General features: G+C 58.8%; 16 protein-coding genes. 10 read left to right on the top strand and 6 right to left on the bottom strand.

Annotated features, from left to right (window positions below; translation table 11 throughout):
- Positions 1 to 10: 10 nt before the first annotated feature.
- Together ACUTSW_RS18105 and ACUTSW_RS18100 are read right to left on the bottom strand one after the other, a co-directional pair.
- Positions 11 to 541 carry a toxin-activating lysine-acyltransferase gene (locus ACUTSW_RS18105; RefSeq protein ID WP_445585006.1) on the bottom strand — a complete coding sequence of 177 codons (531 nt, stop codon included), beginning with the start codon at positions 539 to 541 and terminating at the stop codon, positions 11 to 13.
- Between the two features lie 10 nt (positions 542 to 551).
- Positions 552 to 2267: a ShlB/FhaC/HecB family hemolysin secretion/activation protein gene (locus tag ACUTSW_RS18100; protein WP_445585005.1), complete on the bottom strand. Its 1716-nt coding sequence runs from the start codon at positions 2265 to 2267 to the stop codon at positions 552 to 554.
- Positions 2268 to 2888: 621 nt separating this feature from the next.
- Between ACUTSW_RS18100 and ACUTSW_RS18095 the strand changes: the two genes are divergently transcribed.
- The 6 genes from ACUTSW_RS18095 (at position 2889) to ACUTSW_RS18070 (ending at position 10181) form a co-directional block, all read left to right on the top strand.
- A complete protein-coding gene (locus ACUTSW_RS18095; RefSeq protein WP_445585004.1) occupies positions 2889 to 3818 on the top strand; it encodes an aminoimidazole riboside kinase in 930 nt (309 codons plus the stop codon).
- 190 nt (positions 3819 to 4008) lie between these two features.
- On the top strand, positions 4009 to 5418 hold the full coding sequence (locus tag ACUTSW_RS18090; RefSeq protein ID WP_004948205.1) for a carbohydrate porin: 1410 nt from the start codon (positions 4009 to 4011) through the stop codon (positions 5416 to 5418).
- Between the two features lie 68 nt (positions 5419 to 5486).
- Positions 5487 to 6857 carry a sucrose-specific PTS transporter subunit IIBC gene (locus ACUTSW_RS18085; protein WP_004948206.1) on the top strand — a complete coding sequence of 457 codons (1371 nt, stop codon included), beginning with the start codon at positions 5487 to 5489 and terminating at the stop codon, positions 6855 to 6857.
- Positions 6857 to 8266 carry a sucrose-6-phosphate hydrolase gene (locus tag ACUTSW_RS18080; RefSeq protein ID WP_445585061.1) on the top strand — a complete coding sequence of 470 codons (1410 nt, stop codon included), beginning with the start codon at positions 6857 to 6859 and terminating at the stop codon, positions 8264 to 8266. The genes ACUTSW_RS18085 and ACUTSW_RS18080 overlap by 1 nt, the downstream gene beginning before the upstream one ends.
- 21 nt (positions 8267 to 8287) lie before the next feature.
- Positions 8288 to 9331 (top strand): substrate-binding domain-containing protein, encoded by a 1044-nt coding sequence (locus tag ACUTSW_RS18075; protein ID WP_445585003.1) that lies wholly within the window; start codon positions 8288 to 8290, stop codon positions 9329 to 9331.
- Between the two features lie 31 nt (positions 9332 to 9362).
- Positions 9363 to 10181 (top strand): shikimate 5-dehydrogenase, encoded by an 819-nt coding sequence (locus ACUTSW_RS18070; RefSeq protein ID WP_445585002.1) that lies wholly within the window; start codon positions 9363 to 9365, stop codon positions 10179 to 10181.
- 71 nt (positions 10182 to 10252) lie between these two features.
- Here ACUTSW_RS18070 and exbD read toward each other — a convergent pair whose 3' ends face one another.
- Positions 10253 to 10675, bottom strand: coding sequence for a TonB system transport protein ExbD (gene exbD / locus ACUTSW_RS18065; protein ID WP_006328132.1), 423 nt, complete (start codon positions 10673 to 10675; stop codon positions 10253 to 10255).
- Between the two features lie 3 nt (positions 10676 to 10678).
- Positions 10679 to 11650: a tol-pal system-associated acyl-CoA thioesterase gene (exbB, locus tag ACUTSW_RS18060; RefSeq protein ID WP_445585001.1), complete on the bottom strand. Its 972-nt coding sequence runs from the start codon at positions 11648 to 11650 to the stop codon at positions 10679 to 10681.
- Positions 11651 to 12106: 456 nt separating this feature from the next.
- Between exbB and metC the strand changes: the two genes are divergently transcribed.
- Together metC and ACUTSW_RS18050 are read left to right on the top strand one after the other, a co-directional pair.
- A complete protein-coding gene (metC, locus tag ACUTSW_RS18055; protein WP_004948223.1) occupies positions 12107 to 13303 on the top strand; it encodes a cystathionine beta-lyase in 1197 nt (398 codons plus the stop codon).
- Positions 13304 to 13457: 154 nt separating this feature from the next.
- On the top strand, positions 13458 to 14117 hold the full coding sequence (locus tag ACUTSW_RS18050) for a DedA family protein (protein ID WP_004948226.1): 660 nt from the start codon (positions 13458 to 13460) through the stop codon (positions 14115 to 14117).
- On the opposite strand, the gene ACUTSW_RS18045 is transcribed toward ACUTSW_RS18050, so the two are convergent.
- Positions 14114 to 15040, bottom strand: a complete 927-nt coding sequence (locus ACUTSW_RS18045; protein ID WP_445585000.1) for a LysR substrate-binding domain-containing protein — start codon at positions 15038 to 15040, stop codon at positions 14114 to 14116. The genes ACUTSW_RS18050 and ACUTSW_RS18045 overlap by 4 nt on opposite strands.
- A 108-nt stretch (positions 15041 to 15148) precedes the next feature.
- Between ACUTSW_RS18045 and ACUTSW_RS18040 the strand changes: the two genes are divergently transcribed.
- On the top strand, positions 15149 to 16177 hold the full coding sequence (locus tag ACUTSW_RS18040) for a zinc-dependent alcohol dehydrogenase family protein (protein ID WP_445584999.1): 1029 nt from the start codon (positions 15149 to 15151) through the stop codon (positions 16175 to 16177).
- A gap of 28 nt (positions 16178 to 16205) precedes the next feature.
- Here the strand turns inward: ACUTSW_RS18040 and ACUTSW_RS18035 are convergent, their stop codons facing one another.
- Positions 16206 to 17111: an AraC family transcriptional regulator gene (locus ACUTSW_RS18035; protein WP_424838901.1), complete on the bottom strand. Its 906-nt coding sequence runs from the start codon at positions 17109 to 17111 to the stop codon at positions 16206 to 16208.
- 194 nt (positions 17112 to 17305) lie between these two features.
- Between ACUTSW_RS18035 and yqhD the strand changes: the two genes are divergently transcribed.
- Positions 17306 to 18469 (top strand): alcohol dehydrogenase, encoded by a 1164-nt coding sequence (yqhD, locus tag ACUTSW_RS18030; protein ID WP_445584998.1) that lies wholly within the window; start codon positions 17306 to 17308, stop codon positions 18467 to 18469.
- Positions 18470 to 18620: the final 151 nt, after the last annotated feature.

The following is an 18620-nucleotide window of genomic DNA, read 5'->3' as shown; positions in this document are numbered from 1 at the left end:
GGCAATGTCCTTATTGAATGTCCGACGGCTCGACGGCTAACGGGTGGTTCGCCCACCATTGCTGCGCTTGCTGGTGGCTGACCTGCGCGCCTTTAAAGTTCACGACGCGCTTGCCGCGCTGCGCCCCCCGGTGGTACAGCGCCCGCATGCAAAGGTGCGGGAAAATATCCCGGGCGATCAGGTTACGCATTTCCCGCGTGTGGCCGAACGGGGCGATCCAGTCGCAGAACCACAGGCGATCGCCGCTGTTCCAGTCATTTTCCTGCATGTTTATCGCCGGTTGCGTTAGATAACGCGCCTCGGATTCTTGATTCATCCAGGCCCAACTGAGGAAAAACACCGGCTGATTTTGGTACGACGCCAGCACATATTGCTGCCGCTTGATGATCGGCAACAGCAGCGTCGGCAGGGTGTGCAACGGCGCATCGCGGTGCATCGGCGAATGCATCCACAGCCATACCGCCGCCCCGAAGGCTTCCGCCTCGCCGTCATCGCCGCCGAGGATCAGCGGCGCCCGAATATCGTAATCACCTATGCGCATCGTCGTTCCCTCAGTAGTTCCAGCTCAGGTTAAAGCCCAGCGTCACCGGGCTGGTGCTGAAGCCGTCCGGTTTGGAGAACGGCACGCCGGCGAACAGGTCGTAGCCCACCTTGAAGGCGTAACCGCGCAGGCCGACCACCCCGCCCGCCAGGTGTTGCCCGACCAGGTAATCGGTGCCGTAACCGCCCACTTCGCCATAGTCGGCCCCTAGGTACAGTTCTTGCCCCGGCAGCGGCGTGCGCCAGGCCAGATCGTTGCGCACGAACCAGCCGCGGTTGGCGTTCAGGGTGCGTTCACCGTCAAAGCCGCGCACCGTCCAACGGTTGCCGATAGCAAACTGATCCTGCGGCGTCAGCGGGGTATCGCTGATCTGACGCTGGTACTGCACGTTGTATCTGAAGTTCTGGTTGAACAGGCTGAACGGCACGTCAAGCTGGGCGTTGAGCTGCACGATTTTGCTGAGCGCCGTGGCCTCGCCAAAGGTCTCTTCCGGCGCAGGCAATGCGCCGAACCAGCGAGTGCCGCGCTGATAGCTGACGCCGGCATCCAGCGTGGCCTGCTGAATGTAATGGCGGTGCTGCAAGCCCAGCCGCCAGCCGGAGGTGCGGCGGCGCTGCACTTCCACTTCGGTATCGTTGATGTAGTTGCTGGATTCACGCGCCAGCACGTCATAGGTCAGCGTGGTTTTCTGGCTGCCGTTACGGTGCAGCACCCGACTGAGCTGGAAATCCAGGTTTTTGCTCTTGCCGCTGTAGCGGTAATCCTGATTCTGCCCGGCGATGGTCTGGTGATAGTCATAACTGTTGGCGGTCACCCCGGCCATCCAGTAGCCGAACGGCACCGAATAATGGCCGGTGATGTTTTTGGTGCCTCTGCCGCCCTGGTTTTGCAGGTCGGTGGTGCCGGAGATGTAGAACAGATCGCTGAGCGAGAACGGGTTATCCAGCGACAGCGTCAGGCCGCCCTGATAGCGACCGGTGCTCTTGGTGCCAGAGTCATCCAGCGAAGCGCCAACGCGCCACATGCGTTCTTGCTTCCAGCTCAGGGCGATATCGCTTTCGCCGGGCTGCTCGCCGGGGATGATTTCCATATTGGCCTGCACCGTCGGCAGGCGCTGCAGGTTTTCCAGCCCCTGCTCGATATCACGCAAGTCCAGCAGGTTGCCGGCATGGGCCGGGAAACTGCTGTAGGGCTGAATGTAGCGGCCGCTGTCCGGCGTCAGTTTCACCTGGCGCACATAGCCGGGCACTACCACCAGCCGCAGCTTGCCGCTTTTCAGATCCTGCGTCGGCGCCAGCACCCGCGTGGTGATATAGCCGCTATCCACCAGTCGGTTTTGCAGGGTGCTCATCAACAAGTTGATGCCCTGCCCACCCAGGCACTGGCCCTGCGCCTGGTTGGCAATGCGCTGCAACGGCAGCCAATGCGGGAGTTTGTCCTGGCCGGTCAGAACGACCTGTTCGATAGGGAAGCAGGGTTTTTCCTGCGGGAAAGCAATACGGCCAAAACCGGACGAAGGCGGCGACAGCCGCACATCCGGCGTCGGGGGGGTTAGCTGCTGCTCCAGCGCTTTTTGCCGCTGCTGCTGTATGATCAGCTGATCGCCATTTGGCGCTGCCGCCAGAACCGGTTGATTGAATATAAACAGCGGCAAAACAACGGAGCCAAATGGAATACAGCCCTTGCGCACAGCAAGGCTGAGCGAAGAATAAGCAGAGACGCGCATGACTTTTTCCCTGTCGAAGGACAAATAAAAGATAAGAATTGTAAGTAAACGCGAACATTATGCGCGTGAATAGCGCGGGATCAACCCTATTTTGGCCAATAATGAGCGCCGGATAACAAATACGTGGTATGAATAATCCGAGAGGTTAGTTCCCTTACCCTGCCACCCCATGGCTTGACAATTCAACTTACTGTTTATATTAAAAAATAATAATATCACTAAAATATCAACCCAAAAGGGTTAGGAATAATCGCATTCCAATAATGCAATTATTCATCATAACCAGTTATTGAAAAACACTGCCAAAATTTAAGACATTTCCTATTTAAAGCGCATTTAATCATGAATTAATCACCGTAATGAATGATATTGTTATTAATCCCACCTCCAATTTTTAATTATATTCATCCTATTTCTAGCTGTAGCCTTGCTGGCCGTAATTTAAGGTTCACAGGGCGGCGTTATCAACCTGCACCCCTTATTCCCGGAGACAGTAACTGGCTCTCTATCCTTTCTTCCGGCGCCCGGATTTAGGGCCTTTGCGGATTATTTCATTGCATTGCTAAACCGGTTCTTCTATTTTAGCTCGCCATCTGACACAGGTTAAAACAGAGGTTGATCATGGGAAATCGCGTATGGGTGCTGGGTGACGCTGTAGTCGATCTGGTTCCTGAAAATTCAAACAGTTATCTCAAATGCCCCGGCGGCGCGCCTGCCAACGTAGCGGTCGGCATCGCCCGTCTGGGCGGCGATAGCGCCTTTATCGGCCGGGTCGGCAAAGATGGTTTCGGCGCGTTCTTGCAGCAGGTGCTGAGCGAAGAGCAGGTAGATATCCGCCACATGACGCAGGATGACAAATATCATACCTCCACCGTGGTGGTGGATCTCGATCTGCTCGGCGAACGCACCTTCACTTTCATGGTCACCCCCAGCGCCGATCTGTTCCTGCAACCTGAAGATCTGCCTGAGTTCAAAGCGGATGAGTGGCTGCACGTTTGCTCTATCGCCCTGTCGCAAGAGCCCAGCCGCAGCACTACCTTTACCGCGATGGAGAACATCAGGGCGGCCGGTGGCTGGGTGAGTTTTGATCCTAATATTCGTGAAGATGTCTGGCGCCAACCGGAAGCGCTGCGCCCCTGCCTGCAAAAGGCGCTGCTGCTGGCGCACGTGGTCAAAATCTCACAGGAAGAATTGAGTTTTATCAGCAATATCGGTGAGCTGGAAAGCGCCATCGACTGGATGATGCAGCGTTATCCGCTGCGTTTGCTGCTGGTGACGCTGGGCGGCGATGGCGTATGCGTGCATGACGGCAAACGGATCCGTCATTTCCGTGCCCCCTTGATCGTCCCGATCGACACCACCGGCGCGGGCGATGCTTTTGTCGCCGGTCTGCTGGCTGCGCTGGCGCAACTCGGCGCGCTGCCGGAGGATGAACAGTGGCCAGAGGTGATCGCCCAGGCCCAAGCCTGCGGTGCGTTGGCCACCACCGCCAAAGGCGCCATGACTGCGTTACCCACCGCCGACGAGTTGCAGACTTTCCTCCAACGCTAATCTCATCACGGTGGGCCAGGCTCACCGTTTTTCCGCTGCTGGGCCGAATTTGCGCACTCGATCACAATAGCTGAATCGGGTTAGCAAACTTGGTTGCCAGCCGCCTTTCAACTCTCTATCTTTCCCCATGAAAAACCGGTTTAGCAATTTAGCACAAAACAAAAACAACTTACCCGGATGATAGAGAACCATGAAAAAACTTAGCTATTTGGCTGTAACTACAGGGCTCCTCATTTCCACCTCTGCAGCGGCGGCTGGCGCCGACAGCAGTATCGAAGCACGCCTGAATGCGCTGGAACAACGGCTGCAACAGGCTGAACAACGTGCCACCCAGGCCGAAACACGCGCCACGGCGGCAGAACGTCACGCACAACAGCTGGAACAACGCACCGCCAACACCGAGCGGCAAACCGTACAGGTTGCGCAGCGTACCGCAACGCTGGAAACCAAGGCTGCGCCGACTTCCAGCCTGAAGTTGAACGGTTTTAACGATCTGAAACTGTATGGCGACGTCGAGTTCAACCTCGACGGTGCCAGCCGCAGCGGCCAGCTCACCTCGTTGAAAACCAGCAACAACAAGGACTGGAAACCCGGCAACAAAGAGCGTTGGGATATCAATGGCCGCATTCTGGTCGGCGTGGACGGTTACCGTCGCAACCAGGACGGCAACTTCTCCGGTTTCAGCGTACAACCGCTGGCCGACATGACCGGTAAAATGAACCTTGATGATGCCGCCTTCTTCTTCGGCAACGAAAAGAACTGGCAGACCAAAATCGGGCGCTTTGAAGCCTACGACATGTTCCCGCTCAATCAGGACACCTTCATCCAGTATTCCGGCAATACCGCCAACGATCTGTATGCCGATGGCTTCGGCTATATCTACATGATGAAAGAAGGCCGCGGCCGCAGCAGCAGCGGCGGCAACCTGATGCTGAGCAAATACGCCGGCGACTTCTACTTCGAGCTCAATACGCTGGTGGAAGACGGTTCCTCACTGTTCCAGGACAAGGCCTACCACGGCAACAGCCTGGATAATAAGAAAAACGTCGCCTATCTGCGGCCGGTGCTCGCCTGGAAGAAAGACCAGTTCAGCGCGGCGGTGGCGATGGAAAGCAACGTGGTCAACAATGCCTATGGTTATCAGGACAATCAGGGAAAATTCGTCGACCAGTCCAAACGTAACGGCTATGGCATGACCATGACCTGGAACAACACCGCCGCCAATCCGGACAACGGTGTGGTCGCCAACCTGAGTACCGCCTATCTGGACGCGTCGGGCGAAAAAGACTTAACCGCCGGCATCAACGTGCTGTGGCGTCGTTTCGAAGTGGGATATATCTACGCCCACAACGACATCAAAGAGTTTAATACTGCCGGCATGGCGGCCGACATCAATAACCCGCTCAGTGAACCGGGCAAGTATGACATTCACACCATCCATACTTCGTATCAGATACCTAATATCATGAATATGAAGAACTTCAATTTGTACCTCGGGGCCTACGTCTCGATGCTTGAAGCCAATGCCGACAACAAAATAGCCAACGCCAATAACGATCAGCGCTACGGCGTGCGCGCCAGATTCAAGTACTTCTTCTGACGCAGTCTGGTGACGAATTTCCGCCGCGGAAAGCCGCGGCGGTGTTTTGATTTATTAAGGGAGAAAACATGGACATTACCGCAACCGCTAACGCGCTTTTGCCGCTGCTCGGCGGCAAAGAGAACATCGCCAGCGCCGCCCACTGCGCCACCCGTCTGCGGCTGGTGCTGGTGGATGACAGCAAGGTGGATAAAGCTGCAATCGGCAAACTTGACGGGGTGAAGGGCTGCTTCAGCAATGCCGGGCAGATCCAGGTGATTTTCGGCACCGGGCTGGTCAACAAGGTGCATGCGGAATTTATCAAGGCGGCGGGCGTCAGCGAATCCAGCAAGTCTGAAGCCGCCGACATCGCGGCGAAAAAACTCAACCCGCTGCAACGTATCGCCCGCCTGCTGTCGAACATCTTTGTGCCGATCATTCCGGCTATCGTCGCCTCCGGTTTGCTGATGGGGCTGCTCGGCATGGTGAAAACCTACGGCTGGGCCGACGCCAACAGCGCGCTGTTCGTGATGCTGGACATGTTCAGCTCGGCGGCGTTTATCATCTTGCCGATCCTGATCGGCTTCACCGCCGCGCGCGAATTCGGCGGTAACCCTTATCTGGGCGCCACGCTGGGCGGCATTCTGACCCACCCGGCGCTGACCAACGCCTGGGGCGTCGCCGGCGGTTTCCACACCATGAATTTCTTCGGACTCGAGATCGCCATGATCGGCTATCAGGGTACGGTATTCCCGGTGCTGCTGACGGTGTGGTTTATGAGCGTGCTGGAAAAACAGCTGCGCAGAGTGATCCCCAACGCGCTGGACCTGATCCTGACGCCATTCCTGACGGTGGTGATCTCCGGCTTCGTCGCCATGCTGTTTATCGGCCCCGCCGGGCGCGCACTGGGTGACGGCATCTCCTTCGTGCTCAGCACGCTGATTGCCCACGCCGGCTGGTTCGCCGGATTCCTGTTCGGCGGCCTGTATTCCGCCATCGTCATTACCGGCATTCACCACAGCTTCCACGCCGTAGAGGCCGGGCTGCTCGGCAACCCGAAAATCGGCGTTAACTTCCTGCTGCCGATCTGGTCGATGGCCAATATCGCCCAGGGCGGCGCTTGCCTGGCGGTGTATTTCAAAACCCGCGACGCCAAGATTAAAGCCATTGCGGTGCCTTCGGCATTTTCCGCCATGCTCGGCATTACCGAGGCGGCGCTGTTCGGCATCAACCTGCGCTTTGTGAAGCCCTTCCTGGCGGCGCTGGCAGGCGGTGCGCTCGGCGGTGCCTGGGTGGTGGCCAATCACGTCGGCATGAACGCCGTCGGGCTGACGGCGATCCCAGGGTTGGCGATCGTGCAGGCCAGCTCGCTGCTGAGCTATATCATTGGTCTGGTTATCGCCTTCGGCAGCGCCTTTACGCTCTCGCTGCTGCTGAAATACAAAACGGACAGTGAATGATGGAAGAACTGAATTTGATGAAACAGGCCGTTCAGGCGCTGATGAAGGGCATGCCGCTGGCGCTGCGCGATCCTCATCGCCCGGCATGGCATCTGGCCCCCAGCGTCGGCCTGCTGAACGACCCCAACGGGTTTATTCAGCATAATGGGGTTTATCATCTGTTCTATCAGTGGAACCCGTTGGGCTGCGATCACCGCAACAAATGCTGGGGCCATTGGCAATCGACGGATCTGCTGAACTGGCAGCATCAGCCGGTGGCGCTGGTGCCCGGCGCTTGTTACGACAGCCACGGCTGTTACTCGGGCTCGGCGGTGGTGGCAGACGGAAAAATCATGCTGGCGTATACCGGCAACGTAAAATACCCCGACGGTTCTCGCACCGCGTACCAGTGCCTGGCGCTGGAAAATGCGCAGGGCGGGTATGACAAGCTCGGCCCGGTGCTGCCGCTGCCGGAAGGCTACAGCGGCCACGTGCGCGATCCCAAGGTTTGGCGCCACCAAGACAGCTGGTACATGGTGCTCGGTGCCCGTGACCTGCAGGATCGCGGCAAGGTGCTGTTGCTGCGCTCCGCCGATCTGCGCAGTTGGCAGCTGTTGGGGGAGATTGCCGGATCGCAGTTGAACGGCATGGGCGATTTCGGCTATATGTGGGAATGCCCGGACCTGTTCATGCTGGCGGGTGCCGAGGTGTTGATTTGTTGCCCGCAGGGGCTGGCGGCGCAGGACGAACGTTATCTCAACGTTTACCAGGCGGGCTATCTGACCGGCAAGCTGGATTATCGGCAGGCGGCCTTTGAACATGGCGAATTCCACGAGCTGGACGCCGGGTTCGAATTCTATGCGCCGCAAACTACGCTGGCCGAAGACGGCCGCCGGCTGCTGGTCGGCTGGATGGGCGTACCGGAGCAGGACGAAGCCTGTCACCCAACGTTGCAATACGGCTGGATCCATACCATGACCTGCCCGCGCGAGCTTTCTTTGCACAACGGCAAGCTTTACCAACAGCCGGCCCGTGAGTTGCAACGGCTACGCGGCGAGGGCAGCCAATGGCAGGGAATCGCGGATAACGCACCGGGTTGGCCGGTCGGCAGCGCCGAAGTGATGATGACGCCCAACGGCGCATTCAGCGCCGACTTTGGCGATGCGATGACGTTGAGTTGGGACGGCGCCTTGCTGCGCCTGACGCGCAACAACCTGCGCAACGGGCAGCCTGAACACCGTTACTGGCGCGGTGAGGTCACCCATCTGCAAATGCTGTTCGACAGCTCCAGCGTGGAGATTTTTATCAACCACGGCGAAGGGGTCATGAGCTCACGCTACTTCCCTGGCCCGCAGCCGCGCCTGCGTTTGAGCGGTGAGGCGCAGCTTGCACTGGAGCACTGGCCGCTGACGCCATGCATGCTAGAATGACGCATCTCCCGTTGAACTCAGATGCCGTCAGTGAAAAAAAACAAACGCATAACCATCAGTGATATTGCCGCGCTGGCCGGCGTGTCGAAATCGACCGCCAGCCTGGTGCTTAACGGACGCAGCAAAGAATACCGGGTGTCCGACGACACCCGTGACCGCATTCTGGCGCTGGCCAGCGAGCACCACTATCAGCCTAGCTTCCATGCACGTTCGCTGCGATCCTCCCGCAGCCATACCCTGGGGCTGGTCGTGCCGGAAATGACCAACTACGGTTTTGCCGTGATTTCACGCGAGCTGGAAACCCTGTGCCGCGAGGCGGGTTTGCAGTTGCTGATCGCCTGTTCCGATGAAAACCCGGCGCAGGAAATGATGGCGGTGAACAGCCTGGTGCAACGTCAGGTCGACGGCTTGATCGTCGCCTCCAGCCAGCTCAGCGATGTGGAATACCAAAAGATTAACGCCGGCCTGCCGGTGGTGCAGATGGACCGCCTGATCACCGGCTCCGAGTTGCCGCTGGTGATGACAGACTCACTGACCTCGACCGCCACGCTGGTGGAAAACGTCGCGCGCCAGCATCCGGACGAATTTTATTTCCTCGGTGGCCAGCCGCGCATCTCGCCAACACGCGATCGCTTGGCCGGTTTTCAGCTCGGCCTCGAACGCGCCGGGGTGACCTGTAAACCGGAATGGATCATCAACGGCAATTACCACCCCAGCTCCGGCTACGAGATGTTCGCTCAGCTTTGCGCGCAGCTTGGCCGGCCGCCGAAAGCGCTGTTTACCGCCGCCTGCGGCCTGCTGGAAGGGGTGCTGCGCTATCTGAATCAGCATCAGTTAATGGAAAGCGACCTGCATCTTTGCAGTTTCGACGACCACTACCTGTTCGATGGCCTGACGCTGAAAATCGACACCGTAGCCCAGGATTGCCGCTCCCTGGCCCAGCACAGTTTCGATATGGTCAGCCGGCTTATCGACGAGCAGCCGTTGGCGCAGAATTCATTATATCTGCCGGGCAGCATCCACTGGCGTCACCCTGGTTCGAAGGCACTGCTCGGCCAGCCCTAAATTCAGGTTTTCCCCGATTAAGGAGCCCATCATGAGTCGTGAGATTAACAAAGATACCCAGCTGTGCATGTCGCTGGCCGGCCGCCCTGGCAACTTCGGCACCCGCTTCCATAACTATCTGTACCAGGAACTGGATCTGAACTTTATCTATAAGGCATTCACCACCCAGGATATTCAGGCGGCGGTAGGCGGCGTGCGCGCTCTGGGTATTCGCGGTTGCGCGGTCTCCATGCCGTTCAAAGAGAGCTGCATTCCCTTCCTCGATGAGTTGGACGCTTCCGCCACGGCGATTGAATCGGTCAATACCATCGTCAATGACGGCGGCTTCCTGCAGGCCTATAACACCGACTATATCGCCATCGCCAAACTGCTGGCACAGCATCAGATCCCGGCGGACACCACTTTCGCCCTGCGCGGCAGCGGCGGCATGGCAAAGGCGGTGGTCGCCGCCCTGCGCGACGCCGGTTTCAAGCGGGGACACATCATCGCCCGCAATCCGGTGGCAGGCCAGGCGCTGGCTAGCGCTTACGGTTATCAGTGGCTGGCGGAAGTCGGGGAGTTAACTGCGGATATGTTGATCAACGTGACCCCCATAGGTATGGCCGGCGGCGCAGAGGCGGAACAGCTGGCCTTTGCCCCGGCAACCCTCGAAGCGGCGAAAATCGTTTTCGACGTGGTGGCGCTGCCGGCGGAAACCCCGCTGATTCGCAACGCGCGCGCACAGGGCAAACGGGTGATCACCGGTGCGGAAGTGATTGCATTGCAGGCGCTGGAGCAGTTCGTACTCTATACCGGCGTGCGCCCTACCGATGAGCAGATCGCCCGCGCCGCGGCGCATGCTCGCGGCTGAATTCTATCAAAGCATTTAAATAGAAAAAGGGCGCCTCAGCGCCCTTCTCATCGTTAGCGATATCCGGCCCGCTACTTCGCGGCGCCTTCCATCCCCACCAGCCCCACTTTCAGGTAGCCGGCTTTACGCAACGTATCCATCACGCTCATCAGCGTTTCGTAGTCCACGGTCTTGTCGGCCTGGAAGAAGATGGTGGTCTCTTTGTTCGCCTGAGTGCGCTGATCCAGCACCGCCGTCAGTTGATCGGCGCTGACCGCTTGCTCACCCACGTACAGCTGCTTATCCGCTTTCACCGACAGGAACACCGGTTTTTCCGGGCGCGGCTGCGGTTTGGCTGAAGAAGCGGGGAGATCGACGCGGATATCTACCGTTGCCAGCGGCGCGGCCACCATAAAGATGATCAACAGCACCAGCATGACGTCGATAAACGGCGTCACGTTGATTTCATGCAGTTCGCCGCTGTCGTCCAGATCTTCATTTAAGCGCATCGCCATAACTCACCCCACCCGCAGTTGGTGTGAATGCTGTGAGCGTTTGGCCTCTACCGTCGCGGCCAGATCCAGATCGCGGCCCAACAGCAACAGCACCTGCGCCGCCACGTCGCCAACCTGAGCACGATGGCCGCTGATGACACGGGCAAAGACGTTATAAATCACCACCGCAGGGATCGCGGCGACCAACCCCAATGCGGTCGCCAGCAGCGCTTCCGCAATGCCGGGCGCGACGACGGCCAGGTTGGTGGTTTGCGAGTGGGCGATGCCGATGAAGCTGTTCATGATGCCCCAAACGGTACCGAACAGACCGACGAACGGCGAGATAGCGCCAATGGTCGCCAGGAAGCCATTGCCACGCCCCATGTTTCGGCTGTAACCCGCTACGCGGCGCTCAAGGCGGAAACCGGTACGTTCTTTGATACCGTTGTTGTCGTTGGACTCCGCCGACAGTTCCAGCTCGTTTTGCGCGTCGTTCAGCAACACCACGCTGATGCTTTCTTCGGAGAAACCCTGCGCCAGTTCGCTGGCTTCATCCAGCGTACGCACATTGGCCAGCGCCAGCTGCTCGCGGCGCAGACGGCGCTTGGCGCGGAACAGTTCGCTGCCTTTGGAGAACAAAATGGTCCAGGTGACGATAGACGCCAGCACCAGACCGATCATCACTATCTTCACAACGATGTCCGCGTGCTGGTACATGCCCCAAACGGACAGATCCATGCCGCGGGTTTCCGGTGGCTGAAGGGTCGGCGCCGGATTGAGCGGGGTCAGGCTTTCAGGTGCTGCAGCAGCAGGTGCGGCGGCCGGAGCAACGCTCTCGGTCACGGCGGGGTTGGCCGCCGGTGCAGCCTGTGCGCTGCCGGCCAGCCCAATCACCAATACCATCGAAGCGATCAGACCACGGCCTAACGCCTTGCCCCATTGCGCCCGGCCTTGGCCGAACGATCCTTGATTTAAATGCTTGCCAGCCGTTTTCACGCTGTGCCTCCACCCGTTACCGATCAAAATTGAGGAATAATTCAGCGTGCGATCATATCAAACCAATCAGGGATTGATAGTAGTTCTCATTATTATTTACCAAATAATCGGCAATATTTCAGATCTCGCGGCGTCGGAGCCGCAACATTCGCCCATTCGCTGCCGGTTAGGCCCTTTACTCCCCTTTTAAAGGGTTTTTCGTTACTTTTCGCCCACAGAGATGCAACAAACGCGCGCCGACAGCATTTTTGCCTGTGGGCTGTCCGTTTGCCGATATGCGTGCGAGTTAAACGCCGTCATGCAGAATGATGGCATGCCAGAACGCGCTCCGACAGAGGATTATGGCCGTTTCTATATCTGGAAGTTAAAACGTCTGGATGGCTATTATATGTCATGTTAACCTAAGGGCTATCGCAAAAACGCCAGTGAAAAGCCAGTAAAAGTGAGCCCATTCCTATGACGTCAAAAAATATCGAAACCACGCTGATCGCCGCCGGGCGCAGCAAACGCTATACCCTGGGCTCCGTCAATCCCGTCACCCAGCGCGCTTCCTCACTGGTATTTGACTCCGTTGCGGCCAAGAAACACGCCACAGCCCAACGCGCCCACGGCGAACTGTTTTATGGCCGCCGCGGCACCCTGACCCACTTCGCGTTTCAGGATGCGATGGTCGAGCTGGAAGGCGGCGCGGGCTGCGTGCTTTATCCGTGCGGCGCGGCGGCGGTATCCAACGCCATTTTGTCTTTTGTCGGCGCCGGCGACCACGTGCTGATGACCGGTTCGGTCTATGAGCCGACGCAGGATTTTTGCAGCCACATCCTTAGCCGCATGAACGTGACGACCACCTATTTCGACCCGCTGATCGGCGCCGACATCGCCGGGCTTATTCAGCCCAACACCCGCGTGGTGTTTCTTGAATCCCCCGGTTCCATCACCATGGAAATTCAGGATATCCCGGCGATGGTGCAGGCCATCCGCGCCGTAGCGCCGGAAATGGTGATCATGATCGACAACACCTGGGCGGCCGGCGTGCTGTTCAAGGCGCTGGATTTTGATATCGATATTTCGATTCAGGCCGGCACCAAATACATCATCGGCCATTCCGATTACATGCTCGGGACCGCCGTGGCCAACGAACGCTGTTGGGACCAACTGCGCGAATATTCTTACCTGATGGGCCAGATGGTGGACGCCGATACCGCCTATATGGCAAGCCGCGGCCTGCGTACGCTGGGCATACGTCTGAAGCAGCACGAGCAAAGCAGTATCGAAGTCGCCAACTGGCTGGCGGAACGGCCGGAGGTAGAGGTGGTCAATCACCCCGCGCTGCCCGGCTGCAAAGGCCATGAATTCTACCGCCGCGATTTCAGCGGCTGCAACGGCCTGTTCTCTTTCGTGCTGAAACAGCGGCTCAGCGACAAACAACTGGCCGACTATCTGGATAACTTCAGCCATTTCAGCATGGCCTATTCCTGGGGCGGCTATGAGTCGCTGATCCTGGCTAACCAACCGGAAGAGCTGGAGGCGATCCGTCCGGCGGGCGGCGTTGATTTCTCCGGCACGCTGATACGCCTCCATATCGGCCTGGAGAACGTGCAGGATCTGATCGCCGACCTCGCAAAAGGGTTCGAGCGTATCGCCAACGCACGCTGATCCGCAGCCCGTTGCGCTGCCAATTTTATTCTGCTTCGTTTAATGTGTGCTTAAGCTATTAGCAGTACACTACGCGAGTAATGGTCAGATACGGTCAACATCGCCTCCTGGAGAAGGGGGCCCCGGGCGCAACCGGCATGCAACAGGACTTAAAATGGATGTATTACGAGAGATTGTTCATGCGCTTTGGCAGCAGGACTTCATTGCCCTTGCCGACCCAAGCGTAATTTGGGTGGTTTATGCCGTGCTTTTCACCACTTTGTTCCTTGAAAATGGATTACTGCCAGCCTCCTTCCTGCCCGGCGACAGCCTGCTGCTGTTATCCGGTGCATTGATCGCCAAAGGCGTGATGGCTTTTGTCCCCACGCTGATTATTCTGACCCTCGCCGCCAGCCTCGGCTGCTGGCTCAGCTATTTGCAGGGCCGCTGGTTGGGGCATACCAGCCTGGTGAAAGGCTGGCTGCTGCAACTGCCCGCCCAGTACCACCAACGCGCGCACAACCTGTTTAACCGTCACGGCCTGATGGCCCTGATGATCGGCCGCTTCCTCGGCTTCGTTCGCACCCTGCTGCCGACCATAGCCGGCATCTCTGGGCTGAACAGTACGCGTTTTCATCTGTTTAACTGGTTAAGCGCGGCAGTTTGGGTCGGCACTCTGGTCAGCCTCGGCTACGCTTTCAGCCAGATCCCGCTGGTGAAACGCTACGAAAGCCAGGTGATGACCGGGCTGATGCTCTTGCCGCTGCTGCTGCTGTTGGTGGGCTTACTGGGCGCCATGCTGGTTATCTGGCGCAAAAAACGCGCTTCCGCCTAGCCGACAGGCTTCGCTTCGATCAATTCCATATTGGCGGGCAACTCGCTCGCCAACCGATCCACCGCCAGCCGCACCTTCAACGGCAGATGCGGCGTCTGCGGCCACACCGCATGAGCGTCGAAAAACAGCCCTGGCCTATCCCGCATAACCCGCACCAGTTCACCTTTAATCAGTTGCCCGCGCACCAGCCAACACGGCAGCCAGGCAATGCCGAACCCGGCAACCGCCGCATCCGCTATCGCCTGCAGATCATCCATCTGCAGATGGGTGCCTGGCATCATCTCCCGCGTCACGCCGTCCGCTTCGGGGATCAACCAGTTACGCACCACGCCGGCACGCACATAAGCCACCGCGTCGTGCTGCGCCAGTTGTTCAATGTTCTGCGGTTCACCGCGGCGCTGCAAATAAGCCGGCGCGGCGCAAAGCGCCATGCGATGGTTACCGAGCCGCCGTGCCACCAGCCCGCTGCTGTTGCCCAACTCGCCGTTGCGGATTGCCAGATCAAAACCGTCCTCAATCAAATCCACGACGCGATCGTTAAACGACAGCTCCAGCTCCAACCCGGGATGCTCGCGCGCCAGTTCAGTCAGCAGCGGCGCGATGCAGATGCGGCCAAACAGCACCGGCATCGTTACCCTTAGCCTGCCGCTGACTTCTCGTTTGCCCGACTCCAGCAGCGTTTCCGCCGTGCGGATTTCCTCCAGCGCTCGTAGGCAGCGTTCGTAGAACAGCGCCCCGTCGTCGGTCAGGCTCAGGCTGCGAGTCGTGCGGTGGAACAGGCGCACGCCAAGCCGCTGTTCCAGTCTGGCGATGGTCTTCCCCACCGCCGAGCGCGAAAGATGCAGCCGGCTGGCAGCCAGCGCAAAGCTCCCCGCTCCCACTGCGGTGACAAATACCGAAATGCCGTTCAACCGATCGGTCATGGTTTGTATCTCTGAAGGAAACAATCAAAGGAAATATTATCGCCACTGGCGAATATCAATCAACGATAATATTGACAGGTCTACTTATTACCGACTTTGGAGTGAACCATGACTGACACAATGCAACGCTGGACAATGACCGCCCTGGGGCGTGAACACCTGCAACTGACCGAAAGCGCCATCCCGCAACCGGGGCCGCACGAGATCAGGGTGAAAGTGAAAGCGGTGTCGCTTAATTACCGCGACAAACTGGTGATTGAAACCGGGATGGGGATGACGCTGCCGCAACCCTTTACTCCCGCCTCCGACATGGCCGGCGAAGTGGATGCCATCGGCACCGGCGTCAGCCGCTTCCAACCCGGCGATCGGGTGATCTCCACCTTCAGCCCCGACTGGATCGATGGCCCCCGGAAACCGCACGGTGACGCGCGAACGTTGCCCTACCGCACCCTTGGCGGTTTCTATCAAGGCATGCTGGCGGAATACGTGGTGCTGCACGAAGACTGGCTGACGGCAGCGCCTGCTTCGCTGGACGACGTTCAGGCCAGCACCCTGCCGTGCGCCGGGCTGACCGCATGGTTCGCGCTGGTGGAACAGGGCCGCCTGCACGCCGGCGAATCGGTGTTGGTGCAAGGCACCGGCGGTGTGGCGCTGTTCGCGCTACAGATAGCCAAGGCGCACGGCGCTGAGGTGTACATCACCTCCGCCAGCGATGAAAAACTGGCGCGCGCCAAAGCGCTGGGTGCCGATCACGGCATTAACCGCCTGAACGGCGACTGGGTGGACGCCGTGTATGAACTGACGCAAGACCAGGGTATCGACCATATAGTTGACACCGTTGGCGGCCCCAACCTCGGCAATTCGGTTCGCGCCGTGGCGGTTCACGGGCGCATCTCGGTGATCGGTGCCCTGGAAGGTTTCGAAGTCTCTGCCCCTGCCGGCCCGCTGCTGATGAAATCGCCGGTGATCCAAGGGATTGGCGTCGGCCATCGCCGCGCGCTGGAAGATCTGGTGCGCGCCGTAGATACCCTAGGGCTGCAGCCGGTGATCGACCGGGTTTACCGCTTCGATCAACTGCCGCAGGCGCTCGATCATCTTGACCGTGGGGCCTTCGGCAAAATCGTGCTGACACCGTAAAGCGCTGCCCGGCGGCAGGCAGCCGACGTTAACCGAGTGGGCTGTCGCGCAGCCGGGCAATTTCATCGCTCGGCGTCACGCCAAAGAAGCGTTTGAATTCGCGGCTGAACTGCGAGGCGCTTTCGTAGCCGACGCGGATCGCCGCAGTGCTGGCCTTCAGGCCGTCGTGCACCATCAATAAACGCGCCTTGTGCAGCCGATACGATTTCACATATTGCAGCGGCGAAGTGTTGGTCACCGCCTTGAAGTTATGGTGAAACGCCGAGATGCTCATATTGACCTCACCCGCCAGTTGCTCCACGTTGAGGCCTTCCGCATACTGGTTCTCGATGCGCCGCAGCGCCTTGGCGATCTGGCTAAAATGCGTATGGCGGTTGACCAGTTCCTGCAACGATGCCCCGCAGGAGCCGCGCAGCACGTGATAGAGGATTTCACGCACGATCTGCGGCCCGAGCACCCGGGCGTCCAGCGGTTTGGCCATCACGTCCAGCAAGCGCTCGGTGGCGCACAGCATCTCTTCCGACAGCGCAGCCAGATTCACCCCGCTGCTTTCCCGGCGCGGCTGCATCAGATAGTCGTCATCGCCGATGTCGATCAACAGATCCTGCAGCATCTGGGTATCGATATTGACCGCCAGCCCCACCAACGGCAGCTCAGGGCTGGCGAAGGTTTCGCACTCGAACGGCAGCGGTACCGACATCAGCAAATAGTTGCGCGGATCGTATTGGAACACCTTGTTGCCGCAATAACCGACCTTATGCCCCTGAAAAACGATCACTACCCCAGGTTCATACATCACCGGTTGACGCGGGCAGTAGCGATCGACGTACAGGATCTTGACCCGCGGCACCGGCGACGGCGTATAGCCGTTGCCCTCGGCAAAGCGCGTGGCCTGGCGCGCCATGCGGCAGCGCAGCTCATCGATTTCCGTCACTGAAACACCCTCTTACACTCAGAACAATCCGGCATAAATAATAGTTTAAAACTCTATTTTTCTACAACATTTTGTAGGAATAGGCAAGACTTGCACAGGAATGTGCATTGTGCTGCGAGGCTAAGTTACTGACAATACGCCTCAGATATTTTTGCGCCGCCGGCGCTTTCCCCATGCAGAAGAGAAATGACCCCATGCAAAACTTTATTCTCCATACCCCAACCAAAATCCTGTTCGGCCAGGACCAAATTGCCGGCCTGGCACAGCAGATCCCTGCGGACGCACGCATCCTGATCACCTACGGTGGCGGCAGCGTGAAGAAAAACGGCGTGCTGGATCAGGTTTATGCCGCGCTGGCCGGCCGTAACGTGCAGGAGTTCTCCGGCATCGAACCTAACCCAACCTACGAAACGCTGATGAAAGCGGTCGAAGTGGTACGCGCGGAAAACATCGATTTCCTGCTGGCGGTCGGTGGCGGTTCCGTGGTTGACGGCACCAAGTTCATTGCCGCAGCGGCGCATTACCAGGCGGACAGCGATCCGTGGCACATCCTGAAAACCGTCGGCAGCCAGATCACCGGTGCGGTGCCAATGGGCTGCGTGCTGACGCTGCCAGCTACCGGTTCTGAATCCAACAGCGGTGCGGTGATCACCCGTAAAAGCAGCGGCGACAAGCAACACTTCTTCTCGCCGCACGTGCAGCCGCTGTTCGCGGTGTTGGATCCGGTAGTGACCTACTCGCTGCCGCCGCGCCAGATCGCCAACGGCGTGGTAGATGCCTTTGTGCACACTATTGAGCAGTACCTGACTTACCCGGTCAACGCCAAGGTGCAGGACCGTTTTGCCGAAGGCCTGCTGCTGACGCTGCTGGAAGACGGCCCGCGCGCGCTCGCCGAGCCGGAAAACTACGGAGTGCGCGCTAACGTGATGTGGAGCGCCACCATGGCGTTGAATGGCCTGATCGGCGCCGGCGTGCCGCAGGACTGGGCGACCCACATGCTGGGCCATGAGCTGACCGCAATGCACGATCTGGACCACGCACAGACGCTGGCGATCGTTCTGCCGGCCCTGTTGACCGAGAAAAAAGCGCAGAAGCGCGAAAAACTGCTGCAATACGCTGAACGCGTTTGGGGCCTGCGCGACGGCAGCGAAGACAGCCGTATCGACGGTGCCATCGCCGCCACCCGCGCCTTCTTCGAGCAAATGGGCGTGCCGACCCGCATGGCGGATTACCAGCTCGACGGCAGCTCGATCCCGGCACTGCTCGACAAGCTGCATCAGCACGGCATGACCGCACTGGGCGAACACCAGGACATCACCCTGGAAGTCAGCCAACGTATTTATGAAGCGGCGCGTTAATCGCAAACCGGCGATTTCCTGCTAGGCTTTAGTTTCTGTTTACCGTTTCTGCACCCTGCGCCCGACCGATCACCGGGCGCAGTTCAGCGCTTTCTCTGCGCTGCCGATCGCATCGCATCACCTCGTCTCGTTAATTTAATGGGAGAAAAAC

The sequence above is a fragment of the Serratia sp. TSA_198.1 genome, assembly GCF_052686505.1.
The sequence above is the reverse complement of the archived record's forward strand: the minus strand, read 5'-3'. Positions and strand labels throughout refer to the sequence as shown.

Bases quoted from the DNA above. Each gene is read 5' to 3' on its own strand.
- ACUTSW_RS18080 (WP_445585061.1), top strand. From the start codon at position 6,857: ATGGAAGAACTGAATTTGATGAAACAGGCCGTTCAGGCGCTGATGAAG.
- ACUTSW_RS18095 (WP_445585004.1), top strand. From the start codon at position 2,889: ATGGGAAATCGCGTATGGGTGCTGGGTGACGCTGTAGTCGATCTGGTT.
- ACUTSW_RS18085 (WP_004948206.1), top strand. From the start codon at position 5,487: ATGGACATTACCGCAACCGCTAACGCGCTTTTGCCGCTGCTCGGCGGC.
- ACUTSW_RS18090 (WP_004948205.1), top strand. From the start codon at position 4,009: ATGAAAAAACTTAGCTATTTGGCTGTAACTACAGGGCTCCTCATTTCC.
- ACUTSW_RS18105 (WP_445585006.1), bottom strand. From the start codon at position 541: ATGCGCATAGGTGATTACGATATTCGGGCGCCGCTGATCCTCGGCGGC.
- yqhD (WP_445584998.1), top strand. From the start codon at position 17,306: ATGCAAAACTTTATTCTCCATACCCCAACCAAAATCCTGTTCGGCCAG.
- ACUTSW_RS18075 (WP_445585003.1), top strand. From the start codon at position 8,288: ATGCCGTCAGTGAAAAAAAACAAACGCATAACCATCAGTGATATTGCC.
- ACUTSW_RS18050 (WP_004948226.1), top strand. From the start codon at position 13,458: ATGGATGTATTACGAGAGATTGTTCATGCGCTTTGGCAGCAGGACTTC.
- ACUTSW_RS18100 (WP_445585005.1), bottom strand. From the start codon at position 2,267: ATGCGCGTCTCTGCTTATTCTTCGCTCAGCCTTGCTGTGCGCAAGGGC.
- ACUTSW_RS18040 (WP_445584999.1), top strand. From the start codon at position 15,149: ATGACTGACACAATGCAACGCTGGACAATGACCGCCCTGGGGCGTGAA.
- metC (WP_004948223.1), top strand. From the start codon at position 12,107: ATGACGTCAAAAAATATCGAAACCACGCTGATCGCCGCCGGGCGCAGC.
- ACUTSW_RS18045 (WP_445585000.1), bottom strand. From the start codon at position 15,040: ATGACCGATCGGTTGAACGGCATTTCGGTATTTGTCACCGCAGTGGGA.
- exbD (WP_006328132.1), bottom strand. From the start codon at position 10,675: ATGGCGATGCGCTTAAATGAAGATCTGGACGACAGCGGCGAACTGCAT.
- ACUTSW_RS18070 (WP_445585002.1), top strand. From the start codon at position 9,363: ATGAGTCGTGAGATTAACAAAGATACCCAGCTGTGCATGTCGCTGGCC.